Raw genomic sequence first — 25,077 nt, forward strand, 5'->3', positions numbered from 1 at the left:
CGGGCAGCCGAAAAAATGGATAGCGTCACTGTGGCGCCAAACCGGCATAATGAAAAGATCCAGTTCAAAGGTATTTAAATGGGCCAGTCAGGCAAGCCCGCCAGCCGCCCCAGCGGTCCCAACGGGGCGGGCCGACGCATCTACGACTTGCTGCGCGGCCAGATCGCCGACGGCACGCTGGCCGCCCGCGCGCCGCTGCCATCGACCCGCGCCCTGGCCGCCGAGCTCGGCGTCTCGCGCACCACGGTCACCGCCGTCTACGAACAGCTCGCGGCCGAAGGATTCCTGGATACCGCCCCTGGCCGCGCCGCCCGCCTCGCCAGCCCCCTGGCCGCGCCCGACCCCGACGCGACGCCCGCCAGCCCGCCGGCCGGCCGCCCGCTCACCCTGTCCGCCTGGGGCCGGCGCGTGGCAAATATCGGCACGCCGGCGCCGCTGCCGCATCCGCCGGTGCGTTACAACTTCCTCTACGGCGCGCTGGCCTCGCGCGACTTTCCCAGCCTGGCCTGGAAGCGCGCCTATCAGCATGCCCTGCAGCGCCCGCCGCACAGCCTGAGCTACGCCCCGCCCGAGGGCGAGCCGGCGCTGCGCCGCGCGCTGCAGGGCTACCTGCGGCGCGCGCGCGGGATAGCCTGTGAACCCGGACAGATCCTCATCGTGCAGGGTTCGCAACAGGCCATCGACCTGTGCGCGCGGCTGCTGCTGGATGCCGGCGACGACTTCGTCTTCGAGAACCCCGGTTACCTGATGGCGCGACACTGCTTCGCGGCCACCGGCGCGCGCCTGCTGCCGGTCGACGTGGACGAGCACGGCCTCGACACCGAACAGCTGCCCGACACCGCGCGCGTGCGGCTGGCCTACGTCACGCCATCGCACCAGTTCCCGCTCGGCGGCGTACTGCCCATCGGCCGCCGCCGGCAACTGCTGCAATGGGCCCGGCGCCACGATGCCTGGATCGTCGAGGACGACTACGACGGCGAATTCCGCTACGGACAACGTCCCATCGACGCCTTGCAATCGATCGACACCGATGGCCGGGTGATCTATGTCGGCACCGTCTCCAAGGCCCTGTCGCCACGTCTGCGGCTAGGTGTGAAGATTCAATAGGTTGTATGCATGGTTCATCCGAACCGGATTTGAGAAACTGGAAATCGCCACCCCCCCAGTTCACTCAAGGAGCCCGGCCGGATGAACACCCATAAGCATGCCCGATTGACCTTCCTACGTCGACTCGAAATGGTCCAGCAATTGATCGCCCATCAAGTTTGTGTGCCTGAAGCGGCCCGCGCCTATGGGGTCACCGCGCCGACTGTGCGCAAATGGCTGGGCCGCTTCCTGGCTCAGGGCCAGGCGGGTTTGGCCGATGCGTCCTCGCGCCCGACGGTCTCGCCCCGAGCGATTGCGCCGGCCAAGGCGCTGGCTATCGTGGAGCTGCGCCGCAAGCGGCTGACCCAAGCGCGCATCGCTCAGGCGCTGGGCGTGTCAGCCAGCACCGTCAGCCGCGTCCTGGCCCGCGCCGGTCTGTCGCACCTGGCCGACCTGGAGCCGGCCGAGCCGGTGGTGCGCTACGAGCATCAGGCCCCCGGCGATCTGCTGCACATCGACATCAAGAAGCTGGGACGTATCCAGCGCCCTGGCCACCGGGTCACGGGCAACCGACGCGATACCGTTGAGGGGGCCGGCTGGGACTTCGTCTTCGTGGCCATCGATGACCACGCCCGCGTGGCCTTCACCGACATCCACCCCGACGAGCGCTTCCCCAGCGCCGTCCAGTTCCTCAAGGACGCAGTGGCCTACTACCAGCGCCTGGGCGTGACCATCCAGCGCTTGCTCACCGACAATGGCTCGGCCTTTCGCAGCCGCGCCTTCGCCGCGCTGTGCCATGAGCTGGGCATCAAGCACCGCTTTACCCGACCTTACCGCCCACAGACCAATGGCAAGGCCGAACGCTTCATCCAGTCGGCCTTGCGTGAGTGGGCTTACGCTCACACCTACCAGAACTCCCAACACCGAGCCGATGCCATGAAATCCTGGCTACACCACTACAACTGGCATCGACCCCACCAAGGCATCGGGCGCGCTGTACCCATCTCCAGACTCAACCTGGACGAATACAACCTATTGACAGTTCACAGCTAGGCTACATGGTGCTGCCGCGCCACCTCGTCGAGGTGTTCCGGCAAGCCAAGCGGCTGGCCGACCGGCACGCGCCGGCGCTGGACCAACAAGTCCTGGCGTCGCTGATCGATAGCGGCGTCTACGAACGCCATGTGCGCCGCATGCGCCGCGACAACGAACGCCGCCGCACGGCGCTGCTCGAGGCCATCGCGCGGGAATTGCCGCAAGGCGCCCGGGTCGACGGCACGGCGGCCGGCCTGCACGTGGTGCTGGGACTGCCGGGGCTGGACGCGCGCGACGAGCCCGCGCTGGTCGCCACGGCGCGCGAGATGGGCGTGGGCGTGTATCCGCTGGCGCCGCTGCACGCCCCGGCCGGCGCCGGCCAGGCCCGCCGGCCCGCCGGCCTCATCCTGGGCTACGCCAGCCTGGACGTCGAGCAGATCCGGCAAGGCATCGCCATCCTGGCCTCGGCCATCGGGCGGGCGGCACCTGCCCGCGCCAACAGCCGTACCGCCCGGCGCTTGGCGCGCCCGCCGCCGTGATACGCGCCCGCCGCCCGGCGCCGTCCGCCCATGGTCACTTTTCCCCTTCACCTGCGCGGCCGGACAACAGGCGGCTCGGCACCAGCACCAGCGCGACGGCGGCCACCACGAGCGGCACGAAAGACACCCACAGCACCGTGTTCCAGCCATAGGCCGACAGCAGGCCGCCCGATGAAAACGACCCCAGCGCCATCAGGCCGAAAACAATGAAGTCGTTGAGCGATTGCACGCGTGTCTTCTCCTCGGGACGGTGGCATTCCAGCACCAGCGCGGAAGCGCCCAGAAAACCGAAATTCCAGCCCAGCCCCAGCAGAATCAGCGACCACCAGAAGTGCGCCACGTCCACGCCCGCCAGCCCGATGGCCGCCGACAGCCCCGTCAGCACCAACCCCGCCGTGGCCATGCGCAAGGCGCCGAAACGCACGATGAGGCTGCCCGTGAAGAAGCTGGGCGCGTACATGGCGATGACGTGCCATTGCAAGCCCAGATTGGCTGATTGCTGCGAGTGTCCGCACAGATGCATGGCCAGGGGCGCGGCCGTCATCAGGAAGTTCATCAGCATGTACGACACGGCGCCGCAGACGACCGCGGCGACAAAACGCGGCTGGCGCGCTATCTCGGCCAACGGCCGGCCGCTGGCCATCTCCGCCGCGCCAGGCATGGGCAGGCGTACCCCGAGCAGGATCAGCGCCGACGCCGCCGCGACCGCGGCCTGCACCAGGAAGGTGGCGGCGAACATGTGAGGCGGCCACCAGTCCATTGTCCAGGTCACCAGCTGCGGGCCCACGACACCGGCGGCGACGCCCCCCGCCATGACCAGCGACAGCGCCCGCGCGCGGCGCTCAGGCGCCACGCCATCGGCGGCCGCGAAACGAAACGACAGCACCACTGCCGCATAGCAGCCGCCAAAGAAGGTCGCCAGGCAGAACAGCCAGAACCCGCCCATGATGACGGCCGCCATGGCCAGCAGGCCTGTCAATACGCCAGCCAGGGTTCCCGCCAGGAAGGCGGCGCGCCGGCCATGCCGGCGGGCAATCGCGCCCGCGGGAAGAATGCACGCCGCCATGCCGACCACGAAAATCGAAATCGGCAAGGTCGCCAGCATCGGCGATGGGGCCAGCATGTCGCCGACAATCGCGCCAGTGGCGTAGACCACCACCGAGTTCGCGCCCGCCAGCGCTTGCGCGATGGACAAGCGCCAGATATTGCCGCGTTGAACCCTGTCGGGCAGTATGCCGGTGAGATCCGGCATCGAAGCGATACGATCGTGTGTCATTTTCTTCCGGTGATTGGACAGGACCGCGGCCAGACGCGCGGACTCAGTCTTGGTCGGTATTTCCCATGGCCAGCACCAGGCGGAACCTGGGCGCGCCGGATTGCAACTGCCTGTAGGCCTCGTCGGCCCGCGCCAGCGGCCAGACCTCGATGCTCGGGCGCGCATCCACCAGCACGCTGAAGTTCAACGCTTTTTCGTTGTCATGGGGCGTGCCGGTGAGCGACCCGACGATACTGCGTTGCCCACCGACCAACAGTCCGGCGGAAACCTGCAATGCAGACTTGCCCGGGTTGAGAACGACCAGGCGTCCTTCGGGCGCCAACGCGCCAAGCAATGCCGACACTGCCTCGGCCTGGTCGATCGTGGTCAGGACGGCCTGCGCGCCTCCCATGCGCCTGAGCGTGGCGACGACGTTCTGCTCGAGATTGTCGATGTAGGCATGCGCGCCCAGCGCCATGGCATCCGTGGCGATATCCGCACCGCGCCCGATGGCGACGACCCTGAACCCCATGCGTCGCGCATATTGCAAGGCCATGTGCCCCAGGCCGCCGATGCCCACGACGGCCACCAGGTCGCCGGGCTGAGCGCCGCATTTCCTCAATGCATTGAACGTGGCCACGCCGGCGCAAAGAATGGGCGCCGCTTCCTGCGCATCCAGCTCATCCGGGATCGACACCAGTCCGGTGGCGCGCGCCAGCATCATCTCGGCATAACCGCCATCGCAACTGGCGCCGACGATCGGCTGGCTCTCGCAAAGCTGGAAACGTCCCTGCCGGCATTGGTCGCACTCGTTGCAATGGCCGCCCAGGCGGCCCACGCCCACGCGCTGGCCCAGCCTCCAGATCGGCGGCACCTGACCGCCCAGGGCCACGATACGTCCCACCACCTCGTGTCCGGGCACGCGGGGCGGCACGGTGGGGCCGGCCTTCTCGATATCGGCGATGTCGGCGCCGCACATGCCGCAAGCCTCCACCCGGATCAACACTTCCGCGGCGGCGGGACGCGGCGTGCGCCGCTCGACGAGTTCCAGCACGCCGGGCCTGCTGGCCTGCATCGCCCTGTACGTTTCTTTCATCTCCATGCCTCCCATAGCCTGCCTTGATGGCGCCGGGCCGGCACGCCGGCATCGGGCGAGCCCAGCAGAGCCTCGACACCGCGCCGCGCGGCATCCACGGCACCGGCGGCATAGCCGCCAAACGCCGGCGACCACTCGCTGGCTATGCCGATGAGCCGGTCCTTCCACGCCCCGGCATCCGCCAGAGCGGGCGGCAGCTCGGCGTGGCTGCCCTGCGCGCACCGGTCGGCGTCGACCGCCGTGCACACATCGTCCGCCCAATCCTTGAGAAACTCTGCGCGGGGCCATCGCGCGCGCTCGCCGAACAATCGCACCAACTGAGCCCGGCAAGCCGCCCGCAAATCGGCTTGCGCCATCCGGCCGCGCGCCGCCGCCGGCACGCCCAGAAAGCCGAACAGCGCAGCGCCGCCCTGTTGCCCCGACGCGTCGTGGATCTCGGCCAACGGGCCGGCCGCGCTCCTCGCCCCGCCCGATAGCCCCTGCTCGCGCCAGAATGGCATGTCGTAGACCGCCAGGTACTTCGCATGCGGCGCCATCCACGTCTGGCAAGCGGCCCATGGCAGCGCCAGCACATCCGGCAGCGCCGGCGCGAATGCCACGGTGCGCACGGCAAGCCGTGGCGGCATCGCCAACAGCACCTGCGCGGCGCGCCAGCACCGCGCGCGCCCGACGCCGTCCTCCGCTTCCACGTCGACGCCCTCATCGACTTTTCGCAGGCGCTGCACACGCCAGCCCGCACGCAGCCTGGCCGCATCCAGACGCCGTGAAATGGCATCGGTCAGCGCGCCCATGCCGCCCGCCATCCGCCAGGCGCCCGACATGGATGCGCCGGCGTCGATCCGCATGGCGGGTTGGTCCCGGGCGCGTTCGACCAGCATGGCGCCCGTCTCGTATTGCTCGAACGCTTCCACGCCGAACGCCGTGACAACCCGCAGCAGCTCCGGTTGCATGGCGGGCCAGAACCAGGTCGCGCCCAGATCGAAACGCTCTGCCGCATCCCGCTGCGCGTCCGGCTCTGCGGCAACGGGCACGGACATGATGCGTCCGCCAAAGGTTTCGCGCGCTTCCAGCAGCACATAGTCCGTGACGCCGCGCGCTTCAAGCAAGGCGGCTGCGTACAGCCCGGCCAGGCCACCGCCGACAATGGCCACGCGCACGCTCAGCATGCCTGCCCCTGGTCCACGGCCTGCCCCGCCCACGGCCCTGTCCTGAGATAAACGAGGGCCCCGTCGCGGGCCGCGCAGAAACCCGCGTGGCAGCCGGCGGGAAGACGGATCCAGGTTCCCTGGCCATGCTCGCGCGCGCCTTCGGCGAGCCCTCCCTCCAGCACCAGCATTTCGGCCCCCTCGACGGCGTCCGCGAACACACCCGCGCCAGGCGGCAAGCGCACCATGGACACCTGCTCGTCCCGGTCCGAAACCAGCACGCATGCCGCGCGCCCATCCTCGACGCGCCAACCCGCCGCGTCGCGGGAATCGACCCGCACGCGCCGGCTGTCGTCCGGGCGCATATGCCGCAGCTTGACGAAGATGACGGCGCCCTCGGCGCTGTAAGGCGCATGGCTGGAACCTGGCGGGTTACGCAAGTACCAGCCCGCGGGATAGCGTCCACCCTCTTCCGAGAAGCTGCCGGCCAGCACCAGGATCTCTTCGCCGCCAGGGTGCTCATGGCGAGGAAAACAGGCTCCAGGGGCATAGCGCACGATACTGGTCGCGCGGCCCTTTTCGCCGCCCCACCGGTCCAGCATGACGCGCTCCACCCCGGGCTGCGGCGAAGCCACCCACTGGTACTGCCGGGGAGACACCGTCGCGCGCAAGGAGAAGTCTGCATTGACCAACATGGCTGGGCACCGGAAAGTAGATGAATCGTGTTGCGGTGCGGATAATATGGAAAATAATTTCTTTCCAATGAAAACCGCCGACCTGGCCCGAATTCTTGCCCTTTGCAGGCGGCACGACAAATCAGATAAAGTTTCCCAACACAAAAGAAAAATTTTAGCGGATGAAACTGCCAGCCCACCTCAACGCCTTACGTGCCTTCGAGGCCAGCACGCGCCACCTCAGCTTTTCCGAGGCCGCCGCCGAACTCAGCGTCACGCCAGCCGCGGTGGGCCAGCTCGTGCGCAGCCTGGAAACCTGGCTGGGCATGCCGCTGTTCGTGCGCGCCACCAGCGGCCGGACCCGGTTGATTCCGACCGATGCGGCCTTGCGCGCATTGCCCGAAATCAGGGCTGGCTTCGACAGGTTGAGCGCCGGGCTGGAACGTCTCAGGGAAGACGCCGCCGGCGGCGCCCTGACCGTTACCGTCAGTCCGGCTTTCGCGGCCAAGTGGCTATTGCCCAGGTTCGAGCGATTCCAGGCGGCCTTCCCCGACACGGACGTGCGCCTGGAAACCAACCTCAAGCCCGTGGACTTCGTCGCCCAGCGGGTCGACATTGGCGTTCGCTACGGCGCGGGCAACTGGCCCGGGCTGACCGCCGAGAAACTGATGGACGAACAGATGTACCCCGTGTGCTCACCCGAGCTGCTGCGACGCATTCGGCCCGTGCGCCAACCCGGCGACCTCGAGCGCCTCACCCTGATCCACGACCTGTCCATGGACGGCCATGCGGGCTTTCCCACCTGGGACATGTGGTTCCGCGCCGCTGACATCGCCGGCGTGGCCACCTCGCGCGGCCTGAAGATCAACAACTCCGCGGCCGTGCTGCAAGCCGCCATCGACGGCCGCGGCGTTGCGCTGGCGCGCAGCGTCATGGCCGGCGACGATCTCGCCGCCGGCAGGCTCGTGCGGCTGTTCCCGGACATCCATTTCGACTCCGAACTGGCCTACTACATCGTGTACCGACCCGACAGCGCCAGTCTGCCCAGGCTGACCGCATTCCGGGATTGGCTGCACGAGGAAGCTGCGGCCTCGCCCTAGCGCCGGATCCGCAGCTTGCGGTGGCGGCGCGCAAGTTGCACGTGGTGGCTGCTGCCCGGCCACGATGCGCGCGACGAACCAGCGCCGCTACGCCGCCGCGCGCAAGGCGTTGCAGAACGAGCGGCGATAGCTCGATGGCGACGTGCCCAACTGGCTCGCGAACTGCTGGCGTAACGACAAGGGTGTACCGAACCCGACCTCCGAGGCGATGCACTCGATGGAACGATCGGTCACCTCCAGCAACTGCTGGGCGCGCGCCACGCGCTCGGCATTCAGCCACTTGGTGACGGTCGTGCCCGTGGTTTCCCTGAATCTACGCGTAAAGGTTCTGCGGCTCATCTTCGCCACCTCGGCCAGCGCGTCGACCGACAAGTCCTCGGCAAGGTGGTCGCGCGCCCATTCCAGCACGCCCGGCAGCCGATTGTCGTGCGGCAGCTGCGGCACCGGCCTCTCGATGTACTGCGCCTGCCCGCCCTGCCGGTGCGGCGGCGTCACCAGCAGTCTGGACATGTGGTTCGCCGCCTCGCAGCCGTGCCGCTGCCGGACCAGGTGCAGGCAGCAGTCGATGGCAGCAACCGTGCCCGCTGACGTCACGACATTGCCATCGTCCACATACAGGACGTCGGGACGGAACAAGACATCAGGAAATCGGCGAGCGAATGCCTCGCGCGCGGCCCAATGGGTGGTGGCCGCCTTGCCATCGAGCAGCCCCGCGTCGGCCAGCACGAACGCGCCCAGGCACAGGCCGACGATCAGCTTGCCCTGCTTGTGGGCTTTGCGCAAGGCATCGGTCACCTCGGCCGGCGCGGCGGTTTCCGGGTCATGCCAGGCCGGGACGATGACGATATCGGCCCGCCTCAGTGCCTGCAGGCCATCGCTGACCTCGATGACCACGCCGTGATCGCTGCGCATCCGGCCCGGCGACTGGGCGAAATAGCGGACCTCATAACGCGGCAAACTCGGCGTTCCGTTGAGCGCGCTCAGCACCATGGCCGGAACGGAAAGATGGAACAGGCTCGCGCCCTCGAACGCGAAAACCGCGACGCGGACGGCAGACATGGCGGATATGGCCGAACCGAATGGCCTGAATGATATGAGGCGTCAATTTTAGGCCATTGCGAACGATTGGCCCAAAACAATTGTTTATTGTCATTCAGGCCACTGTTGGCCTTGCCCGGCCGCGTCCAGAATGCAGGTTCTCCACCACTCTGCCACATCATGGAGCCACCCATGCAGATCAAATCGTTCACCCGCGCCCTGGCGCTGGCCCTGTGCTTTTCCGCCGCCACCGTCACGGCGCAAGCGCAATCCACCACCGAGAAACAAGTCCAGCTGCAACAAATCCGCAATGCGACCGTCAAGATCACCTACGCCGGCACCACATTCCTGATCGATCCCATGCTGGCCCGCAAAGGCGCCTATCCCGGCTTCGAGAACACCTACCGCAGCACCTTGCGCAACCCGCTGGTTGACTTGCCCCTCCCCGTCCAGGACATCCTGGCAGACGTCGACGCCGTCATCGTGACCCATACGCACCTGGATCACTGGGACGACGCCGCGCAGCAGTTGCTCCCCAAGGATATCCCGCTGTTCGTCCAGAACCAGGCCGATGCAGTCACCATCCGCTCGCAAGGGTTCACCAATGTCCGCGTCCTGGCCGATCAGGCTGACTTCGGCGGCGTCACTCTCAGCAGGACCGGCGGCCAGCACGGCACCGACGACATGTATGCCCGGCCGGAGGTCGCCACGTTCCTGGGCGACATCATGGGCGTCGTGTTCCAGGCGCCGGACCACAAAACGCTCTACCTGGTGGGCGACACCATCTGGCGCGACGAGGTCGACCAGGCACTGAGCCGGCACCGCCCCGGGGTCGTCGTGATCAATGCCGGATATGCGATGTTGAGCGACTACGATGGATCCATCATCATGGGCAAGGAAGACGTGCTGCGCGCCTCCAGGTCCGTCCCCGGGGCCACGATCGTGGCGGTGCACATGGACGCCATCAACCACATGGCACTGACCCGTGACGAACTGAAGGCATACGTCGACCAGCACGGCATTGAAGACCGTGTGCGCATCCCCGCGGACGGTGCCACGATCGCTTTCTGAGCGAGCGCAAGGCCGGCCGCCCCTAGCGCCAGATCCGCAGCTTGCGGTAGCGGCGCGCCAGGTGGACGCGGTCGTCGACGGTGGAAAAGATCACGGCGAAGACGATGCCGATCGCCGCGCCCACGATGGTGTCGACCACCCGCTCCACCGGCATGTTGCTGGCCGGCGCGGGCGAGGCCATATAGGTCATCAGCAGCGCCATCGGCGTCACCGTGACCTGGCCCAGCGCATAGTTGAAGCCGATGGTCACTTCCGTGATGACCTGGCACAGCACCACCGCCGCCACCAGCGTCCAGAACGACGGGTCCTGCGCCAGGATGGCCCACACGATGCAGGCGCCGACGATGGTGCCGGCCATGCGCTGCAGGGAGCGGTTCATCGTCAGGTGCAGGTGCGTGCCCTGCATCACCGCCGCGGCGCCGATCGCCGCCCACGCGGGGTACTGCCAGCCGGCCCAGAAAATGATCAGGGCCGCGGCGCCCGCCCCCACCGCGATGCGTCCGGCAACCATCAGCTGCAACGATAGCGGCGGCAAGGGCGCGGCCGCCATCGCCACGGCGCCGTGCGGCCGCAAGCGGTCGGTCAAGGCGCAGGCCAGCCAGGCCACCAGCGCGCCCCAGGCGGTGGCCAGGGTCCGTTCCACGACCGCCGCCGCCGAATCCACGGGCGCCAGGGTCGCGCCCACCGCGAACACGAAAATGACTGCGCCCGGCCCGCCGGTCAGCCCCCAGCGCCACACGGCCAGCGTATACAGTCCGGCGGACAGCGCCAGCAGCAGCACCATGGACAACGCGCCCGCCCCCGCATAAGTGGCCAGCGACGGCACCAGCACGCCCGCCACCAGCAGCAGGCCGCAGACCATCACGATACGCTGGCGGCCCTGTGCCGACGCGAAGCGCCCGAACAGCGCCGCCAGCCCGCCCAGCGCGGAAAACCCCACCAGATGCGGCCAGGGCGACAAATGCGCGCTGACCAGCGCCACGAAAATCGCCAGCCCGGCCTGCAGGCCGGCGACCAGCGCCACCCGGACCGAGGCCGGCTGGGCAATCAGCAGGCTCTGCCGGAGCTGGTTGCCGGCAAGCAGGTGGCGCACGGACTGGCCGCGCGAGGCCTTGCGCCCGCCTTGCGGCGGCCTAGGTGTGAAGATTCAATAGGTTGTATGCATGGTTCATCCGAACCGGATTTGAGAAACTGGAAATCGCCAACCCCCCAGTTCACTCAAGGAGCCCGGCCGGATGAACACCCATAAGCATGCCCGATTGACCTTCCTACGTCGACTCGAAATGGTCCAGCAATTGATCGCCCATCAAGTTTGTGTGTCTGAAGCGGCCCGCGCCTATGGGGTCACCGCGCCGACTGTGCGCAAATGGCTGGGCCGCTTCCTGGCTCAGGGCCAGGCGGGCTTGGCCGATGCGTCCTCGCGCCCGACGGTCTCGCCCCGAGCGATTGCGCCGGCCAAGGCGCTGGCTATCGTGGAGCTGCGCCGCAAGCGGCTGACCCAAGCGCGCATCGCCCAGGCGCTGGGCGTGTCAGCCAGCACCGTCAGCCGCGTCCTGGCCCGCGCCGGTCTGTCGCACCTGGCCGACCTGGAGCCGGCCGAGCCGGTGGTGCGCTACGAGCATCAGGCCCCCGGCGATCTGCTGCACATCGACATCAAGAAGCTGGGACGTATCCAGCGCCCTGGCCACCGGGTCACGGGCAACCGACGCGATACCGTTGAGGGGGCCGGCTGGGACTTCGTCTTCGTGGCTATCGATGACCACGCCCGCGTGGCCTTCACCGACATCCACCCCGACGAGCGCTTCCCCAGCGCCGTCCAGTTCCTCAAGGACGCAGTGGCCTACTACCAGCGCCTGGGCGTGACCATCCAGCGCTTGCTCACCGACAATGGCTCGGCCTTTCGCAGCCGCGCCTTCGCCGCGCTGTGCCATGAGCTGGGCATCAAGCACCGCTTTACCCGACCTTACCGCCCACAGACCAATGGCAAGGCCGAACGCTTCATCCAGTCGGCCTTGCGTGAGTGGGCTTACGCTCACACCTACCAGAACTCCCAACACCGAGCCGATGCCATGAAATCCTGGCTACACCACTACAACTGGCATCGACCCCACCAAGGCATCGGGCGCGCTGTACCCATCTCCAGACTCAACCTGGACGAATACAACCTATTGACAGTTCACACCTAGGCGCGGTTTTTCTTGCGGCGGAGGGTTTCCTGGAAGCCATGGGATCGATGCGGAGCTGGCGACCAGCCATGATACTGCGCGGCCCCTGCCCGCGCCGCCGTCCTATTGCGTTTCGATGCCGGCCTCTTCGATGACCTTGGCCCATTTGGCGATGTCGTGCCGCATCGGCGTCAATCCTTCGCCGCGCCACTCACAGCGTGTAGCCGTGATCCTGCAAGGGCACGGTAGCCTGCCAGCTCAATTCGCGCTGGATGCGCTCGCGCAGAGCTTCCGAGGCCTGCGGCTCGCCATGGACGATGAAGACCCGCCGCGGCGCCTCTTGAAAGCCCGCCAGCCAGCGCATGAGCTCATCGCTGTCGGCATGCGCCGACAGCATCGGCAATTCGGCGACTTCGGCCTTGATCGGTATCCATTGCCCGTAGATCCTGGTTTCGGTGGCGCCGTCGAGCAGCTTGCGGCCGCGCGTGCCGGCCGCCTGGAAACCCGCGAACAGCACGGTATTGCGATGGTCGGCGCCGAAGGCGGCCATGTGGTGCAGCACCCGGCCGCCGGTCGCCATGCCGCTGGCCGAGAGGATGACCTTGGGATAGCGGTTGGCCGGCAACGCCTTCGAACCCTCGACGTCGCGCACATAGGTCACGGCCGCGCAGGCGGCCGCGCAGTCCTGCGCGCTCAGCTTGTGTTCGCTGGCGTGGCGCGCCAGCAGTTCGGTGGCGCTGGTCGCCATGGGGCTGTCCAGGTAGACCGGGACGTTGTGCAGCCGGCCCGCCTGGCGCAGCTTCCACAGCGCATGGATCAGGGTCTGCGCCCGGCCCACGGCAAAGGCGGGAATGACGACGGTGCCGCCGCGCAGCACGGTACGCTCGATGACCGCGCCCAGCGCCTCGACGGGATCGGCGGCGTCATGGCGCCGGTTGCCGTAGGTGGATTCGATGACGATGTAGTCGGCGTTCCGCACATCTTCGGGATCGTGCATCACCGGATCGTTGTAGCGGCCCAGATCGCCGGAGAAAACCACGCGCATGCCGCCGATGTCGATCTGCGCCGTGGCCGCGCCCAGGATATGCCCGGCGCGGCGCAATGTCAGCGTCGCGCCGCCCGGCAAGGCGGTCTCCCGGTGCAGCGCCACGCCGGAGAAGCGCGCCAAGGCGCGTTCGGCGTCGACCACGCGATAAAGCGGCAGCGCCGGCGTGTGACGGGAAAACCCCTTGCGGTTGGCGAACTCGGCGTCCTTCTCCTGCAGGTTGGCGCTGTCGAGCAGGATCAGCTCGGCCACATCGCGGGTCGCCGGCGTGGATCCTGCCCCGGAAGCCTTCGGCCACCAGCCGCGGCAGGTAGCCGCAGTGATCGAGATGGGCGTGGGTCAGCACCACCGCGTCGATATCGGCCGGCGCGACCGGCAAGGGCTGCCAGTTGAGCTCCCGCAGGTTCTTCAGCCCCTGGAACAGGCCGCAGTCGACCAGCAGGCGGGTGTCGCCGTGGCGCAGCAGGTGCTTGGATCCGGTGACGGTGCCGGCGCCGCCCAGGCAGGTCAGTGTAAGCATGGTTGCTTCCTCCGAATGGCCGCGCCGCCAGGCGGGTCATCCTGATTATGGATCAGACGGGCCGGGTCGGTAGAATCGGCCCCACCATACCACTCTCCGCTAAGACGCAGCATGGCTTCCTCCCCTGCCGACACGCCCCACCGAAGCTGGCTGCGCTGGCTGCCCGGACTGGCCGTATTGAAGACCTACCAGGCCGCCTGGCTGCCGCGCGATCTGGCCGCCGGCCTGGTGCTCACGGCCATGCTGGTGCCGGTGGGCATCGCCTATGCCGAAGCGTCGGGCGTGCCGGGCGTCTATGGCCTGTACGCCACCATCGTCCCGCTGCTCGCCTACGCGCTGTTCGGCCCCAGCCGCATCCTCGTCCTGGGTCCGGATTCGGCGCTGGCCGCGCCCATCCTCGCGGTCGTGCTCAGCGTCTCGGAGGGCGACCCCATGCGCGCGGTGGCCACGGCCAGCCTCATGGCCATCGTCTCCGGGCTGTTCTGCATCATCCTGGGCCTGCTGCGGCTGGGATTCATCACCGAGCTGCTGTCCAAGCCCATCCGCTACGGCTACATGAACGGCATCGCGCTGGTCGTGCTGGCGAGCCAGCTGCCCAAGCTGTTCGCCATCCCCACCGACGACGGCGGCCCGCTGCGCGAACTCTGGCAGCTCGCGCAGGCCGTGCTCGACGGCAAGACCAACGGATACAGCCTTGCGGTGGGAAGCGCGACCCTGGTCCTCATCCTGCTGCTCAAGCGCTTCAAGCGCCTGCCCGGCATCCTGATCGCCGTCGTCCTGGCCACGCTGGCCGTCAGCCTGTTCGGCCTGGACGGCCGCGGCGTCCAAGTATTGGGCGAGATCCCGCAGGGGCTGCCCGGTTTCACCATACCGTGGCTCAGCAACGCCGACCTGGCCACGATCGTGCTGGGCGGCTGCGCCGTCGCCCTGATCTCGTTTGCCGACACCAGCGTGCTCTCGCGCACCTACGCCGCGCGCACGCATACGCGCGTCGACCCGAACCAGGAAATGGTCGGCCTGGGCGTGGCCAACCTCGCGACCGGCTTCTTCCAGGGCTTTCCGGTCAGCAGCAGCGCCTCGCGCACGCCCGTGGCCGAAGCCGCGGGCTCGCGCACCCAGCTGGCCGGCGTGGTCGGCGCGCTGGCCGTGGCCGCCCTGCTGCTGGCCGCGCCCAACCTGCTGCGCCACCTGCCCAGCAGCGCCATGGCCGCCGTCGTGATCGCCGCGGCCATCGGCCTGTTCGAATTCAAGGACCTGCGGCGCATCTTCCGCATCCAGCAATGGGAATTCTGGCTGTCCATGCTGTGCTTTGCCGCCGTGGTCGCATTCGGCGCCATTCCCGGCATCTGCCTGGCCGTCGTGGTCGCCGTCCTCGAATTCCTCTGGGACGGCTGGCGGCCGCACTTCGCCGTGCTCGGCCGCGTGCCCGACCTGCGCGGCTACCACGACCTGAAGCGCTACCCGCACGCCGCGCTGATCGACGGCCTGGTGCTGTTCCGCTGGGACGCGCCGCTGTTCTTCGCCAACGCCGAACTGTTCCAGCAGCGGCTGCTGGAAGCCGTGCAAGCCTCGCCCACCCCGGTGCGGCGCGTCGTGGTCACGGCCGAGCCCGTCACCAGCGTCGACGTCACCTCGGCCGACATGCTGCGCGAGCTGAGCCATCACCTGGCCGAGTCCGGCATCGCCCTGCACTTCGCCGAAATGAAGGACCCCGTGCGCGACAAACTCAAGCGCTTCGAACTGTCCGAGGTATTCGGCGCCGACCGCTTCCATCCCACGGTGGAGAGCGCCGTGGACGACTACCTGAAGCGGCCCCCGCACGGGACCATCGACCCGTAGCCCTGGCAGTGGTAGCGTTGAACCTGACGGCTGACGCCTCCCCCGCGGAGAACCCCGATCATGTTCAAGCGCCGCCTCCTCCAGGCCGCACTGCCCCTCCTGCTGCTCTCGCTGGGAGGCTTCGGCGCCTGGCTGCTCAGTCTGCCGCCCGCTCCCGCCGGCCTGGCCGGCCCGCCCGTCGCGGCCAGCGAAACAGCCGCCCTGCTGGCCTCGCTGGCGCCCACCCGGCGGCAACGGCCGCTCATCGCCGTCGTGGGCATCAACGACGCCACCGAGACCACCGACTACCTGGTGCCCACCGGCATCCTGCGGCGCGCCGACGTGGCCGACGTCGTCACGCTGGCGAGCGGCCCCGGCCCGGTCAGGCTGTTTCCGGCGCTCACCGTCGAGGCCGACGCGACCCTCGCCGCCTTCGACGCGCGCAACCCCGCCGGCGCCGACTACGTCATCGTCCCCGCCATGAGCCGCGACGACGATCCCGCCGTCCTCGCCTGGCTGCGCGAGCAGGCGCGCAAGGGCGCAATCATCATCGGCGTGTGCGCCGGCGCCAAGGTCGTCGCCGCCGCGGGCCTGCTCGACGGCAAGCGCGCCACCACCCACTGGTACTACCTGAAGGAACTGCTAGGTGTGAACTGTCAATAGGTTGTATTCGTCCAGGTTGAGTCTGGAGATGGGTACAGCGCGCCCGATGCCTTGGTGGGGTCGATGCCAGTTGTAGTGGTGTAGCCAGGATTTCATGGCATCGGCTCGGTGTTGGGAGTTCTGGTAGGTGTGAGCGTAAGCCCACTCACGCAAGGCCGACTGGATGAAGCGTTCGGCCTTGCCATTGGTCTGTGGGCGGTAAGGTCGGGTAAAGCGGTGCTTGATGCCCAGCTCATGGCACAGCGCGGCGAAGGCGCGGCTGCGAAAGGCCGAGCCATTGTCGGTGAGCAAGCGCTGGATGGTCACGCCCAGGCATCCGGCGCCATCGCAACCCGCAACAGGATCCGCGTCATCCCGGGCGCGGCGGCCGCCGACTGGCCGGCCACGCGGCGCATCGACACCTACACCGACCAGGCGCCAGCGCAAACCCTGGACCGGACCCTGCGCGCCATCGCCGGCCGCTACGGCGCGCCCACCGCCAGCGTCGTCGCCATGCAGCTCGAATACCCGTGGCGCGGCGAGTACGCGGCAACGGCTTGGCGCGCGACATCCGCGTACGCTGGGCGTGTTCTTTCGCACGCCGCAGCCCCGCTATTGCCCGCCAGCGCCGCGCCTCAATACCTTGAGCTCTCCGGAAATGCCATCCAGCTCGACCACGTCACCCGTTCGCACCGCCGACCTGGGGCTTTCCCGAAAGCCATCCATGATGGGCAGCCCGGCGAGCGCGGCGCCCTGCACGAATACGGGATTGGTCGTGTCGCAAACCAACGCAATAGGCGCCGTCCCCCTGGACTTGAGGTTCAGCAAGGCCCAACCAGTGGCCACTCCGCCTTTCGTGTTCTTGAAAATCAGCACCTTGCCAGAAATGCTTTGACCATAGAGGTCATGCGACGGGCGCACGACCTTGCCGGTCGACGCATCGACGTCATACCACATACTGATGGCGTCATTCGAAACCAGCGCCTCGCCCACCACCTTGTCGGGAAGGCTGCGCAGGGCCCTCAATACCGGAAGGTCTCTATTCATCGCGAGGCTCCGTAGCGGCGCGGATGCAGTCCTCCAGGCGACACAACTGTATCTGGTAGCCGTGCCCACCCATTATGTTGGCCAGCTTTGCGGAATTCGTCGTCAGACGTGAGAAGCGGTTCAGAGAAGCCAGAATCCGCGGAGTCAGCAGGTAAAAACAGACACCTGTCAGGATTTCCACGCCCGCGGCAGTCAGCCTGTTCTTGACGCCGCTGGCCTCGATCTCGGCGACCACTGACTCGGGGGCCGTGACGAACATGCGCACGCCGGCCGCCACATTCTTTCCCAGCATGGCGTCGGCGATCAGCGTCAATTCTTGGGCGGAGAGTTGCGGCGCGCTGAACACCACAATGTCCGGATGCGCGAAGTCCGCATCATAGGCCTGAAAGACGCGCTCCAGCGCGTCTGCTTCCACATCCAGGATCCTGATATTACGCTCGGCGCTAAGCGTGGACGCCAGGTCCGGCGCTTCCGGCGTCACGCCCACGATGTGAAACATCGCAATCGAGCCAAAACTGGCCAGCGCCGCGCCCAGATGCTTGAGTGCATCGCTGTCGGGGCGAACGTCAAGCCCGGTAAAAACGGGAACATCCCAATAGCCGTTCATGGTCTTGCCAACCAGGCAGCCCAGCGCTCCCCATTCCGCCAACTCACGCGGCGCGGCATGCACGCGTACGATCACGTTCGCCTTGCGCGGCTCGTCCAGATGAAAACCATAGCGGGGCACGCGTCCGGTCATGGACGCGGCCAGGGCCGACGGCCCGGCCTCAAAGTTCGAGCGCGCACCGTAAACCGAATTGGCGTAAATGACCGAGCCTGTGTCACCCCACCCCAGGTGCTCGCCCAGGCCGGGCTGCATGTGGGTCTGGTAGATGATGCAGTTGTTGCATTGCTTGAAGCCCATTTCGCCGAAGGCGGCGACCGTGCGCGTCTCGATCTCGATGGCGCCGGGGTCCTGCCGTAGTCTGGCGCCGTGGAACTCGACGCCACGCGGGTCCGTGATCGTATGCGTCGCGCATGAACCGCCCTGGCGCGCAATGTGCTCCAGGAACTCCGTGCCTACGACGCCCAGCTCCTCCACGTCGCCCGATACATGTACGGAACTTACTTCGACCATGTCTTCGGCGCCGAAGTATTCACCGACCTGTTTCTGCAACTGCAGGGCCCACTGCAATGTCGGCCCGCGTCGGCCATCCAGCATGGCTTGCTCTTCCAAGGTCAAATTCATGATGTGCTCAGCGTGAAGGATTGGGATGGTATTTGCGCGCCCAGCGGCCAATGATTAGGTCGAATATCCGATCGGCCCCGTATCCCAGGCAGCCAAGCACGAAGATCCCGACGAAGATCTTGTCCGTCGCCATCCAGAGCCGCGAATTGAGGATCAGGTAGCCGATGCCGGATTCCGCCGCGAGCATTTCGGCGGCGATGACGGTCATGAAGGAGATCCCCATGGAGACACGCATCCCGGTAAGAATGGGGCTCACCGTCGAGGGAATGACGACGTGCCTGAAGATCTGCCAGCGTGTCGCGCCGAACATCTGCGCCGCGCGAATCTTGTTGACGTGCGCGTCGGCCACCCCCGCGACGGCGCTCAGGGCGACTGTAAAAACGGTTCCATAGACGATGATGAATATCTTGGACGTCTCACCCACACCGAACCAGATCATGGCCGGAGACACCCACGCGATGGGAGGAACGAAGCGGAAAAACTGCAAATAGGGATTGAACGCCGTACGTACCATGGGGAAGTAGCCGATGAGCAACCCCACCACGATGCCGATCGCTGACCCGATGGTGAAACCGGCCACGATGCGGGCCAAGCTGACGGCGGCGTCCACGATGATCGAGCCGGACTCCAGCATCCGCACGCCTTCCCGCAGCGTGGCCTGAGGCCCCGGAAACAGAATGGATGGAAACAGGCTGCCGCTGGCCCAGGCCCAGACGGCCAGGCCGCAAAGAATCGAGACGATGAAAATGGTCAGGTGCTGAAGTTTGCCTGGAGTTGACTCCGGCAGGACATACGCTTTCATGCCAACTCTCCTTCCAGTCGAGCGCCACGAGCGGCGGCGACCTCTTCGCTGATCAGTCCGCTGATGCGGTTGTACATCTGGCCGAAGTCGGGATGGCCCCGGTCTCTCGGCCGGGGCTGGCTGCAGGTCACCACCTCCTTGACGCTGGAACTCGGTCCCGCTCGCATCACCACGATGCGGTCCGCCAACGCTACGGCTTCCGCAATGTCGTGCGTGACGAAGAACACAGTGCGATGGGTCTGCCTCCAGATCTCGACCAGTTCGTCCTGCAAGGTCGCGCGCGTCTGCGCGTCGAGCTGGCCGAAAGGCTCGTCCATCAGCAGGACCTCTGCGTCGCACGCCAGCACTCTCGCGATATTGACGCGCTGCTTCATGCCGCCCGACAGTTGCGAGGGAAACTTGTTCTCCTGCCCGCGCAGGCCCACGATATCGAGATAGGCGCGCGCCTTCTGGCGGCGTTCCCGCGGCGGCACGCGAGCAATGCGCAAACCGAACTCCACGTTCTCCAGGGCAGTCAGCCAGTGATACAGGGAGTCGTCTCCCTGGAAGACGACGCCGCGCTCCATGCCCGGCCCCTCGATCGACTTGCCGTTCAACGAAATGGCGCCCCGGTCCGGGCGTTCGAACCCGGCAATCAGGTTGAGCACGGTCGTCTTGCCGCAACCGCTGGGACCAAGAATGCAGACGAACTCGCCGCGCCGAAGCTGCAGGGACATCCCGCCGAGCACATCTGGGTCCCCAGGTTTTGCGCCCGGGTGCTTGAACCGGACGTCATCCAGGACCAGATAATCGAATTCCATGCCCCCCCTTGTTCACGCACGAACTCTTATTGGTTTACGACCGCCGCCGGCACGCTGCGCAGGACATCGGGCACAAGCATGCCATCGACCAGCCCCGCCACGTCTGCGCTCTGGATCAAACCCTTGTCCTTCAACCACCCTCCCGCGCGAACCAGATCGGCCTTGAGCACCTCCGGCGATTCCAACCTGTATTTGAGCTGCTCGAACTGGCGCGGCGCATCCGCCTCGGGCACCTTGAATACGCGGGACAGGACCGCCGCGGCTTCGGCCGCGTTATTGGGATCGTTGAGCCAACGGGTGGCATCGCCGATCGCCAACAAGGTCTTCTTTACGTCCTCGGGCCGCTCGCGCAGGAACTTCTCGGAGAAGTTCGTCAGAAACTGCATCGTGTAGATGCCGTTCTGACCGGACATCTCTACGACCTTGAAATCCTTCACGACAGACCTTGCCCGGCTGAACCAGGGCTCCCAGGCGAAGATGGCCTGCACATCTCCGCGCGCGAGCAAGGGAACCATCTCCGGCGTCGCGACGTTGACCAGCTTCAGCGCATCGCGCGAGATGCCGTAATGCTGGAAGTACTGGTCCATGTAATACTCGCCAGCGGTTCCCTTTGGATAGGCGACGCTTTTGCCGACCAGGTCCTGCGCGCCATTGATGCCGCTGATCGCCGCCAGTCCGATCAGGTCCTTGCTATAGGCGCCACGGGCCACGGTCTTGATCTTGGCCCCTTTTGCCCTGGGTCCCAAGGTCGATATTTCCGATGACATGGCGACGTCCGCATCGCCGGCGACCACGGCCTCCAGCGCCATGGCCCCGCTGGCGAACTGCTTGTACGCCGCGTCTACGCCGCGCTGCTTGGCGTATCCCTTGTCCACGGCAATCACCAAAGGCAGGAATACGGCGTCCACGCCGGTGGCGAACTTGACCGGCTCTGCCGCTTCCGAACGAACGGCGGCCGCAACGATGAGCAGCGGCAGGACTGCGATGAGATTTCGACGAAGCATGGTTGGACTCCCTCAAAGATAATGACGTTTACGGCCTGGACGACTCGAACACCAACTTTCCCCCTAAGGTCTTCAGGATGGGAATCGCCGCAATCTCGTGCGGCATGCACTGGTGCGGATCGCGGCCCAGCATCACGGCATCGGCCGCCTTGGATACCGCGAGCGTGCCCGTTTCGCTTTCCTGAAAACCCAGCCAGGCGCCGTTGTAGGTGCACATCCGGATTGCCTCGGTCATCGAGACGCTCTGGTCCCGGTCGATCTGGTTGTCGACCAGCAACTGGATCCAGCGCAAGGGATCGGCCGGATGCACGGGCAGATCGGCGCCGCAACTGGCAATCGCGCCGCTGTCGAGAATCTCGCGGTAGGTATCGATGCGCTTGTATCTCCGCTCGCCCAAGCGCTCGAAGAAAATGCCGTCCCGGCCGCCCCACAAATGCGTGAAGATGGGCTGGACGGCCAGCCCGACCCCCAGATCTGCGGCGCGGCGCACATGGTCGCGCGAAGGAACATGAAAATGCTCGATGCGCGGCCGCAGATCGGTCCGGCCCGTCTCTTCAATAGCGCGTTCGTAGGTGGCGAGCAGTTGCTCGATAGCCGCATCGCCCATGGCGTGCATGCCAACCTGCATGCCCCGCTCGAACGCCGCAATCACGAAGTTGTGCAGTTTGATGCTCTCCTGGAACAACGAACCCCGCTCTTCGCTGCAACAGTACGGATCCACCATGGCGGCCGTCTGGATATTGGGCATTCCATCCAGGCAATTCCGCCCGCACCCGCCGACGCCACTCACTCCCAGCTGCATGGCGCGTTCGACGTCGAAGGTCTCGTAGTAAGGGACCACGTGTATCGGCAATTCGTGACGAAACCGCATCAATAATTCGATGTCGCGGTCCGCGCTCATCCGGCTGCCCTCGAAAGCATGGACCGTGGTCACCCCGCGCGTCGCGCCCAGTTGCGTCACGTGCTGAAACATCTGCCTCGCCTCGTCGTCCGAAATGAAACCGAACACGCGCTGGCGGGCCGGCACATTCGCTGCATCGTTCAGGAACGCCCCGGTCGGACTGCCATCCGCGGCAAGTTCGACCCCAGGCGTACTCAGCGGAATCTCCAGCATCCGGAATGCCTTGCTATTGACCAGGCTGGCGTGGAACGAGTCCTCCGCCAGCCATACCGGGCGGCCGCCCGACACCTGGTCGAGCTCTTGCCGGGTCGGATAGCGCTTTTCCTTGAGCCGACCGGCGGCCACGCCGTAGCCGCGTATCCACTCGCCCTCGGGCGTAGACTGCGCCCGGCTCCGGACCATGTCGAGCAGATCGCTCAAACAGGCTGCCTCGGTCAGATCGAGCGCCTGGGCCACCACGCCGCCGAACATCAGATGGGAGTGCGAGTCGATGAATCCGGGCAACAGCGTGCTTCCTCGAGCATCGACCACGGTCGCGGCCCGCCCGGCCAGCGGCGACAGCTCCTGCGTCGTTCCCAATGCAAGGATTCGCCCCGCAGCGAAGGCGATGGCCTGGGCGTGCGGGCAGTCACGATCGAGCGTCAGGATATTGGCGTTGATGATGACCGTATCCACGTCGGCCAAGGTAGTTGGGTTCATGCGGGCCCTCTCACGAATTGCGACGGGAAGGCGCCGCCGCCTGCGCCAGGCCCGCCGGCCCGGCAACCTCGACAGCGGACAACCGGCCGACATAGCCGAGTTGCCTGGATATTTGCAGCGCCGCCTTTTGCGCTCTTTGTCCCAGTTCGTGCAACCGCCAATCGGAAAGCCGGCTGCTCGGCGCGGAAATCCCCAGGCTTGCCACGACCCGTCCGGTGGCATCGAAGATCGGTGCGGCCCCGCCCCCTGTATCCGGCCGCCATGCCCCCAGGAACGCGGCGTAACCTCGTTCGCGTATGATCCGCAGCTCTTCCATCAATCGCGCGCGATCAACGATGGAGGCCGGCGCGGTGCCCTCGAGTTCGTCCGGCAGCATCGCCAGCAGCTCCTGCTCGTCCATGTTGGCCAGCACCGCCAGGCCGCTGACCGTGCAATTGGCCGGCGTGCGGGCGCCGACCGGAAGATGGACGCGGATGGTCTGGTCCGGCTCGAGCGTATGCAGGGTGATCATGGAGAAACCGTCGCGCACCGAGAGATAAGTGCTTTCCAGCGTCTCCTTGGTCAGCGCCTCCATCAGCGGAGCCGCTGTCGTCAGCAGCGTGCGCTGGGGCACGCCCACCCCGAGTTCGATGATCCTGGGCCCCAGGCGCCATCCCCCGCCCGGCCCCTTCTCGGCGTATCCGCGGCTTTCGAACGTGGACAGGATGCGGAACACCCCTGATTTCGAGACACCCACATTGCGCGCGACAGCCGACAGCGCGATGTCGGATTCGCTCTTGCCGACGGCCTCGAGCACATCCAGTGCATTCAGCAAATACTCTAAGTGTTTCACTATGGAGAACGATGTTTTGATATAGAGAACAAATTCTCCGACTGGAAAAGCCCCAACGTCAAGGCAGGGTTTCTACGCCCCCACGCCGAAACACCGCAGCGGCGCCAGTGGCGCGGGCGGTGGCAAATTGATCCAGGGATGAAGCGCGGAATGCGGCAGGATGTTCCACAGTGCTCGCATCGTGCGTGAATGCGCGGCCTCGACGACGGTAATGTGCGAATGGCGAAGTCCGGACGCCGCGCCAGGTCATGCTGCGGTCCGCTCGGATCTACCCGATGCGCAGACTCATTGTCTTCATCGCAGCCGATGCGGACTCAAATCGGGATCGTCGTCGCGCTGACCGCCCTGACCGCGCGCAAACTGGCCGCGCACGCATGATCAGGCCGACGGTCTGGCGGCGCCCCGGGGCGGCGCTCACGCCCCGGCGGGCCGCCGCAGCGCCTGAGCCAGCGCCCCCAACAGCCCCAGCGCCGCCAGCGCCCAGGCGGCCAACGCCGCCCACATGAAAGCCCGCGCCAGCGGCTCCAGCCAGGCCTGCTCCAGCGCCAACGCCAGATGGTGCGTCGCCATCGCGTACATACCCAGCGGAAACACCATTGCCCAGTACAGGCCCTCATAGCGCAAGGGATGGCGCTGCAGGCCATGGCGCCACACGCCCAGCACCAGCAGCAGCGGAATCCACCAGCTGCCGCCGGCCCAGAACAGCAGCGTCACGCCCTGCACGAAAGGCTGCACTGTCTGCAGCAAAGGCCAGGCGTGCGACTGCTGCAACAGCAGCGTGCCGGCCAGCGTCGAAATCGCCATCGCGCCCATATTGATCCAGTACGGCGGCGACAGATCGGTCGGCGACAGCGGCAGGAACATGATGCGATAGAAAATCAGCGACATCAGCAAGGCATACAGCACGCCGCCCCACAGCCACAGACCCAGCAGGGCCAGCGCCAACCGCCCCTGCCACGCCTCGTCCAGGCCGGCGCGAGCAACGCCCCCAGCCCCACCAGCGCCTGCGTCGCCACCACCGCCAGCAGCCAGCCGCCGCTCATGCACTGCTCCAGGCGCGGCTTGTCGCGCTTGACCATCACCGCCGCGAAAATGCCGTAGCTCAGCACCACCCACAGCACCACCGCCACCGCTTCCAGCCACATCGCCGCCCCTCGCGCATCGGCCAGCAACAGGCATTGCCCGCCCAGCACGCCGCTGGCCGCCACCGCCGTGAAGAAGCCCGGCGCGCACCCGTGATCGCAGGCATCGTTGCGCATGCGCCGCGGATGGCGCAGCAACCGCGCCAGGTTCAGCCCCCACACCACCGCATACAGCAGCACGTTCAGCGCGAACAGCCAGCGCCCCACCGACGGCAAGCCCAGCGAAGCACAGGCCAGCGACACTATGCCGGTAGCCATGACGATGCCGAAACTGGCCGGCGACAGCCCGGCCAGCAAGCCCGGATTTGCAGGGGCCGAAGAAGGGGCGAGCTCAGGACCGCGCGGGGACATGTTTTGACCGAGGGTGGAGTTCAGGGATCAAGCTATCGGGCA

20 protein-coding genes and 5 pseudogenes are annotated in these 25,077 nt (G+C 66.8%); 8 read left to right on the top strand and 17 right to left on the bottom strand.

The genetic code is table 11. The annotated features are described in order from the left end of the window. Window positions 1–78: 78 nt before the first annotated feature. From pdxR to BN118_RS20495, 3 genes and pseudogenes are all read left to right on the top strand, one after another. A pseudogene (pdxR, locus tag BN118_RS12380) lies at window positions 79–1,101 on the top strand (MocR-like pyridoxine biosynthesis transcription factor PdxR); the annotation flags it as partial. 87 nt (window positions 1,102–1,188) lie between these two features. Then, entirely contained in the window at window positions 1,189–2,139 is a 951-nt protein-coding gene (locus BN118_RS19290; protein WP_005012067.1) for an IS481-like element IS481 family transposase, read from the top strand. Beyond that, window positions 2,133–2,660: pseudogene (locus BN118_RS20495) on the top strand (MocR-like pyridoxine biosynthesis transcription factor PdxR); the annotation flags it as partial. The gene BN118_RS19290 and the pseudogene BN118_RS20495, both read left to right, overlap by 7 nt. 34 nt (window positions 2,661–2,694) lie before the next feature. Here BN118_RS20495 and BN118_RS12390 read toward each other — a convergent pair. The 4 genes from BN118_RS12390 to BN118_RS12405 are packed head-to-tail and all read right to left on the bottom strand — an operon-like array spanning window position 2,695 to window position 6,851. Further along, window positions 2,695–3,936: an MFS transporter gene (locus tag BN118_RS12390; RefSeq protein ID WP_010931022.1), complete on the bottom strand. Its 1,242-nt coding sequence runs from the start codon at window positions 3,934–3,936 to the stop codon at window positions 2,695–2,697. A 43-nt stretch (window positions 3,937–3,979) separates the two neighbouring features. Further along, window positions 3,980–5,011 carry an alcohol dehydrogenase catalytic domain-containing protein gene (locus tag BN118_RS12395; protein WP_010931023.1) on the bottom strand — a complete coding sequence of 344 codons (1,032 nt, stop codon included), beginning with the start codon at window positions 5,009–5,011 and terminating at the stop codon, window positions 3,980–3,982. Further along, window positions 5,008–6,177 carry a flavin monoamine oxidase family protein gene (locus BN118_RS12400; RefSeq protein ID WP_010931024.1) on the bottom strand — a complete coding sequence of 390 codons (1,170 nt, stop codon included), beginning with the start codon at window positions 6,175–6,177 and terminating at the stop codon, window positions 5,008–5,010. The genes BN118_RS12395 and BN118_RS12400 overlap by 4 nt, the downstream gene beginning before the upstream one ends. After that, entirely contained in the window at window positions 6,171–6,851 is a 681-nt protein-coding gene (locus tag BN118_RS12405; RefSeq protein WP_010931025.1) for a cupin domain-containing protein, read from the bottom strand. Before BN118_RS12405 ends, BN118_RS12400 begins: the two co-directional genes overlap by 7 nt. Before the next feature lie 161 nt (window positions 6,852–7,012). Here BN118_RS12405 and gcvA point away from each other — a divergent pair, with 161 nt between their 5' ends. Then, window positions 7,013–7,930 (top strand): transcriptional regulator GcvA, encoded by a 918-nt coding sequence (gcvA, locus tag BN118_RS12410; RefSeq protein ID WP_041166192.1) that lies wholly within the window; start codon window positions 7,013–7,015, stop codon window positions 7,928–7,930. 87 nt (window positions 7,931–8,017) lie between these two features. Here the strand turns inward: gcvA and BN118_RS12415 are convergent, their stop codons facing one another. Then, on the bottom strand, window positions 8,018–8,989 hold the full coding sequence (locus BN118_RS12415; RefSeq protein ID WP_010931027.1) for a GlxA family transcriptional regulator: 972 nt from the start codon (window positions 8,987–8,989) through the stop codon (window positions 8,018–8,020). A gap of 171 nt (window positions 8,990–9,160) precedes the next feature. Between BN118_RS12415 and BN118_RS12420 the strand changes: the two genes are divergently transcribed. After that, a complete protein-coding gene (locus BN118_RS12420) occupies window positions 9,161–10,039 on the top strand; it encodes an MBL fold metallo-hydrolase (protein ID WP_010931028.1) in 879 nt (292 codons plus the stop codon). Between the two features lie 22 nt (window positions 10,040–10,061). Here the strand turns inward: BN118_RS12420 and BN118_RS12425 are convergent, their stop codons facing one another. Then, entirely contained in the window at window positions 10,062–11,132 is a 1,071-nt protein-coding gene (locus BN118_RS12425; RefSeq protein WP_010931029.1) for an FUSC family protein, read from the bottom strand. Continuing rightward, window positions 11,087–11,257: a hypothetical protein gene (locus BN118_RS20420; RefSeq protein ID WP_162471242.1), complete on the bottom strand. Its 171-nt coding sequence runs from the start codon at window positions 11,255–11,257 to the stop codon at window positions 11,087–11,089. Before BN118_RS20420 ends, BN118_RS12425 begins: the two co-directional genes overlap by 46 nt. 17 nt (window positions 11,258–11,274) lie before the next feature. Here BN118_RS20420 and BN118_RS12430 point away from each other — a divergent pair, with 17 nt between their 5' ends. Further along, complete coding sequence (locus tag BN118_RS12430) at window positions 11,275–12,225, top strand: IS481-like element IS481 family transposase (protein ID WP_010930742.1); 951 nt, start codon at window positions 11,275–11,277, stop codon at window positions 12,223–12,225. Window positions 12,226–12,415: 190 nt separating this feature from the next. Here BN118_RS12430 and BN118_RS12435 read toward each other — a convergent pair. Further along, window positions 12,416–13,769 (bottom strand): annotated as a pseudogene (locus tag BN118_RS12435) (MBL fold metallo-hydrolase RNA specificity domain-containing protein). A 111-nt stretch (window positions 13,770–13,880) separates the two neighbouring features. Between BN118_RS12435 and BN118_RS12440 the strand changes: the two are divergent. Further along, window positions 13,881–15,608: a SulP family inorganic anion transporter gene (locus BN118_RS12440; RefSeq protein WP_010931031.1), complete on the top strand. Its 1,728-nt coding sequence runs from the start codon at window positions 13,881–13,883 to the stop codon at window positions 15,606–15,608. A gap of 60 nt (window positions 15,609–15,668) precedes the next feature. Then, a complete protein-coding gene (locus tag BN118_RS12445; RefSeq protein ID WP_023853273.1) occupies window positions 15,669–16,250 on the top strand; it encodes a DJ-1/PfpI family protein in 582 nt (193 codons plus the stop codon). Here BN118_RS12445 and BN118_RS12450 read toward each other — a convergent pair. The 9 genes and pseudogenes from BN118_RS12450 to BN118_RS12490 all read right to left on the bottom strand — a co-directional run. Next, window positions 16,230–16,562 (bottom strand): annotated as a pseudogene (locus BN118_RS12450) (IS481 family transposase); the annotation flags it as partial. The gene BN118_RS12445 and the pseudogene BN118_RS12450 sit on opposite strands and share 21 nt — an antisense overlap. Window positions 16,563–16,841: 279 nt before the next feature. Next, window positions 16,842–17,276, bottom strand: a complete 435-nt coding sequence (locus BN118_RS12455; RefSeq protein ID WP_014905900.1) for an aconitase X swivel domain-containing protein — start codon at window positions 17,274–17,276, stop codon at window positions 16,842–16,844. Then, window positions 17,269–18,504 carry an aconitase X gene (locus tag BN118_RS12460; RefSeq protein WP_003816890.1) on the bottom strand — a complete coding sequence of 412 codons (1,236 nt, stop codon included), beginning with the start codon at window positions 18,502–18,504 and terminating at the stop codon, window positions 17,269–17,271. The genes BN118_RS12455 and BN118_RS12460 overlap by 8 nt, the downstream gene beginning before the upstream one ends. Before the next feature lie 7 nt (window positions 18,505–18,511). Then, the gene (locus BN118_RS12465; RefSeq protein WP_014905901.1) at window positions 18,512–19,306 is read right to left on the bottom strand and encodes an ABC transporter permease; all 795 of its coding nucleotides are present in this window, start codon (window positions 19,304–19,306) and stop codon (window positions 18,512–18,514) included. Next, window positions 19,303–20,106, bottom strand: coding sequence for an ABC transporter ATP-binding protein (locus tag BN118_RS12470; protein ID WP_010931034.1), 804 nt, complete (start codon window positions 20,104–20,106; stop codon window positions 19,303–19,305). The genes BN118_RS12465 and BN118_RS12470 overlap by 4 nt, the downstream gene beginning before the upstream one ends. A gap of 26 nt (window positions 20,107–20,132) precedes the next feature. Beyond that, complete coding sequence (locus tag BN118_RS12475; RefSeq protein WP_010931035.1) at window positions 20,133–21,110, bottom strand: ABC transporter substrate-binding protein; 978 nt, start codon at window positions 21,108–21,110, stop codon at window positions 20,133–20,135. Window positions 21,111–21,138: 28 nt separating this feature from the next. Further along, entirely contained in the window at window positions 21,139–22,710 is a 1,572-nt protein-coding gene (locus BN118_RS12480; RefSeq protein WP_014905902.1) for an amidohydrolase, read from the bottom strand. Between the two features lie 10 nt (window positions 22,711–22,720). Then, window positions 22,721–23,524, bottom strand: a complete 804-nt coding sequence (locus BN118_RS12485) for an IclR family transcriptional regulator (RefSeq protein ID WP_019248072.1) — start codon at window positions 23,522–23,524, stop codon at window positions 22,721–22,723. A gap of 432 nt (window positions 23,525–23,956) precedes the next feature. Further along, window positions 23,957–24,942 (bottom strand): annotated as a pseudogene (locus BN118_RS12490) (tellurite resistance/C4-dicarboxylate transporter family protein). Window positions 24,943–25,077: the final 135 nt, after the last annotated feature.

The sequence above is a fragment of the Bordetella pertussis 18323 genome (genome assembly GCF_000306945.1).
Lineage (GTDB): Bacteria > Pseudomonadota > Gammaproteobacteria > Burkholderiales > Burkholderiaceae_B > Bordetella > Bordetella pertussis.